The following is a 2,897-nucleotide window of genomic DNA, read 5'->3' on the forward strand; positions in this document are numbered from 1 at the left end:
CACGTTGTAGCCAACGATCCCTGCGCCGCGCGTCTTCATTGAGCGCGCGTCAGTGTCGGTGAGTGATATCTGCGTTTCTCCGGTCGCTTCGAGCTTCGCTTCAATTTCCTTGAGCGTAGCCATCTGCGCCTTCAGCGCCGCAATTTTGTCGTTGAGACGGGTACTGCGTGCTTCTGCCGCCGCTGGTTCGTGCCTGTCAGCCGTGTCGAGTTCTACCAGGTAGCGGCTGATGTTGGCCTCAATCTCTTCCATCCTGCGCTTTAGCTTGGCATTGGTGAAGTTTCGATCGCTGCTGTTGACAGCCTTGAATTTACTGCCGTCAATCGCAACGACCGCATCTGAGAATAGGTCCAGTTGTTGGCAGAGCACGACGAACTGGCGGCAGACATTCCGAATGCCCTTGCCGTTATCCCTTCGGAAATTCGCTATCGTCTTGAAGTCAGGTGTCAGGCGTCCCGTCAAACTACAGAGCCCTCCTATGCGGAGCGGCGATAATCTAGTGGTTTGGATAAATACTCGGTGCAGCTATCAGGCTGGTTAAAGGCCGAGACTACAAAGCCTCGTAAGCAACGGCGTAATTTGAAGCAGCTCCACCTGGAACTGAAAGAGCTCGGCTATGAAGGTTCATACGACCGCGTGGCGGCGTTTGCCAGGCAGTGGAAGGCGGGTCAGTTGGAATGGGTCAATTCTGCGAGCAAACGAACAACATACGACAGTCGTTCCATGGAAATGACAGTTTCAGAGTGAAGGCGTTATGACTCGGGTTCTGGTATACGTCTAAACATTTGCCTTTAGACGCTGCTGTGAATAGCAAATATTGAACTTATTCGGATATTATCAAATTGGATCAATAGATAGAATCCGAATTCCGTTGATTCTAAAAAAACTATTTACCTTTAACTCTTGCTGACTATTTCTGTCGAAATCCACCTGTATCCACATATTTTTAGAAAATGAATTCTGTATTGTCATTGCAACTTCAATAATACTAGGTTTGCTTAACAAACTACATTCACAACAAAAGGACTTTCCTTCAACTTCAAATCTTATTAGAGACCCATTTGAAAAATCATCCATAAATTCTCTCACTAAACATGAACTTATACCAAAATATCGATATATGATTCAGTGCCAAGATAATTGGCAATATCGAGCGCCGACTGACCTTTTATATTAACACGGGATAGATTCGAATACATGGCTAAATAATCGACACCCAAAGAATACCGAGATTTTATAGCGCACATTAAGGCTGTCGAGCCGTAAGAATTAGCAGCATCAATGTCGCTATAAGGAACCAAAAGCTTAAGACATTTTAGTCGCCGAACAGGACAAGTGTTAGCGACCAACACAGCAGCCCGCATCAATGCTGTCCATTTTTCGAAATCAACCAACTTAGGATCGATTTGAGATAAAAGAAAATCTACGCAATGATCATGTCCCATCCCAGCAGAAAGCATCAATGCAGTACGTCCCTCCGCATCACGATGTAAGACATCGACAAGAGGAATAAGAGCTTTTAATTTTTTAATCTCCCCCGCCCTAGCGGCAGAAAAAAAAGCCATAGTCAATGAATTTTTCATTGTTCTTTTTATTGATAGTGCAGAAATTAACTAATAATTCGAAAGAATAAATTCATAAAATAGTTAAACCTGTTCTTTTCGATTCCTCTTTGTCTTGTACATGTCTTCGTCGGACTTTTCAATTAAACCTATCAGTTCAGTGGAATCATCAGGATAAATTGCGATACCAGTACTTGCTCGAATCAATAAATCTAAGCCTTCAAACGAAAAAGGACGTTCGATTACATTATTCAATGAGGCTACTTTAAATTTAACAGACTCTATATTTTCTACACCGCTTAAAATAACGGAAAATTCATCACCCCCCAAGCGCCCAACAAAATCAGTTTCCCGAATAGCTCCCGCTAGTCTATTAGCAAATTCAACAATCGCAGCATCTCCACATCGATGCCCGCAGCCATCATTAATTTGCTTTAAACCATCCATATCAAGGCTTAACAATGCGAATTTAGTTTTATGGCGAAATGATTGTGCTATGGAAAAACGTAATCGTTCATAAAAAAATGAACGGTTAGGTAAATTTGTCAAAGAGTCATGCGTGGCACTATGATAGAGTTCATCAGAACTGTAGCGCGTCGAATAGTACATTGCAGCTGCAATAACACCCGAAACCAATTCAAGAATCGTAACTTCCTTCGCAGTGAAGAAATTAGGCTTTCCAGATGCTATCTTAAGCGCGCCAACCGAATGCATGTTATGCACTAACGGCACAACAACCATTGAGCGTACGCCAGCAACCTGGCAAGAGATCCGGTCAACTCGATCATCCGTTTCCGAATCGACACAAACCATTGCTTTGCCAGTTCTTACACACAAACCGGACATGCTGCCTTCGATTGCCATACGTAATCCCAACAAGCCTGTAGCGGTACCGGAGGCCGCTCGGTAGACCATCTGAGTGCCGTCAGCAATCTCAATGATTGCTGCTGACGCTGATGTTATTTCTTGTACTCTCTCGCAAACCAGCGTCAAAACCTCGCCTAGGTCCATCCCACAACGAGCTATCTCTGTTTGCATGTTGATGATAGCTAGAAAAACGCTTGCATCGAGCGACTTTAAAGGGAAACGCTGGTCGCCAAACATACAAAGTCCTTTGCTATGAGATAGGGAAATTTTCCTTCAAGGAAATAGGATAAGGCTTTCACCTTGCTATGTTTTCTATTCTGTCATAGAAATCGGCGGAGTTGTGAGCCTGTCAGAATTTTTGTGTGAATCCGGGGTCATGAAATAATACCGAAAGGGATTTTCCATGACCGACGTAATGACCACTAAGAAGCCAAAAACCAAGAAGCAGTACCCGTTTCCCGTTGAACT

At 43.7% G+C, this 2,897-nt stretch carries 2 protein-coding genes and 2 pseudogenes; 1 reads left to right on the top strand and 3 read right to left on the bottom strand.

Annotated elements, in window-relative coordinates:
* A pseudogene (locus tag GTP27_RS23135) lies at positions 1-462 on the bottom strand (IS5/IS1182 family transposase); the annotation flags it as partial.
* Between the two features lie 36 nt (positions 463-498).
* On the opposite strand from GTP27_RS23135, the pseudogene GTP27_RS23965 reads away from it, so the two are divergent.
* A pseudogene (locus GTP27_RS23965) lies at positions 499-663 on the top strand (IS21 family transposase); the annotation flags it as partial.
* Positions 664-1,100: 437 nt separating this feature from the next.
* Here the strand turns inward: GTP27_RS23965 and GTP27_RS23140 are convergent.
* Positions 1,101-1,583, bottom strand: a complete 483-nt coding sequence (locus GTP27_RS23140; protein WP_161041443.1) for an ankyrin repeat domain-containing protein — start codon at positions 1,581-1,583, stop codon at positions 1,101-1,103.
* A 63-nt stretch (positions 1,584-1,646) separates the two neighbouring features.
* Complete coding sequence (locus GTP27_RS23145) at positions 1,647-2,666, bottom strand: sensor domain-containing diguanylate cyclase (RefSeq protein WP_161041444.1); 1,020 nt, start codon at positions 2,664-2,666, stop codon at positions 1,647-1,649.
* Positions 2,667-2,897: the final 231 nt, after the last annotated feature.

Source organism: Duganella qianjiadongensis (genome assembly GCF_009857915.1).
Taxonomy (GTDB): Bacteria; Pseudomonadota; Gammaproteobacteria; order Burkholderiales; family Burkholderiaceae_D; genus Rugamonas; species Rugamonas qianjiadongensis.

Coding starts and splice junctions, on each gene's coding strand:
- GTP27_RS23140 (WP_161041443.1), bottom strand. CDS start 1,583: ATGAAAAATTCATTGACTATGGCTTTTTTTTCTGCCGCTAGGGCGGGG.
- GTP27_RS23145 (WP_161041444.1), bottom strand. CDS start 2,666: ATGTTTGGCGACCAGCGTTTCCCTTTAAAGTCGCTCGATGCAAGCGTT.